General features: G+C 46.2%; 1 protein-coding gene. It reads left to right on the forward strand.

The genetic code is table 11. The features are described from left to right. Positions 1-416, forward strand: a 416-nt coding sequence (locus CES82_RS12550; RefSeq protein WP_180245741.1) for an MBG domain-containing protein, incomplete at both ends; no start/stop codon positions are given.

The raw sequence follows: 416 nt of genomic DNA on the forward strand, positions 1-416 counted from the left end.
CAGTTCAACGTTAAGCTTTCCACTGGCTTAGTGGCACCAAAGTGGCAAGCTGAAGACTTTGATCTGAGTGGGATCACGAGTGCCAATGTCGGTAGTTCGGTGATTAAATTGAGCGATACTGGGCTGCAGAAGCTACAAAAAGCTAACCCGAATTACACAATTGAAAGTGCCAACGTGACCGATGGTCAGTTCCACATCACAGCGGCACCAGTAACGATCATCGCGCCAACTTTGACGAAGAGTTATGACGGTCAGAGTTATACTGGCAACGATAATCAAGCAAAAGTTGTCGGTCAGCAAGCGGCTAAATTGAATTACAGTCTGACTGATCTGAGTCAGGATACAAACGTACAAACCAACGGTTATGCCATCACAGTGCAGTTGGGTGACAATCCCAACTATAATGTGAAGACGGT

The organism is Secundilactobacillus silagincola (assembly GCF_002583405.1).
Taxonomy (GTDB): domain Bacteria; phylum Bacillota; class Bacilli; order Lactobacillales; family Lactobacillaceae; genus Secundilactobacillus; species Secundilactobacillus silagincola.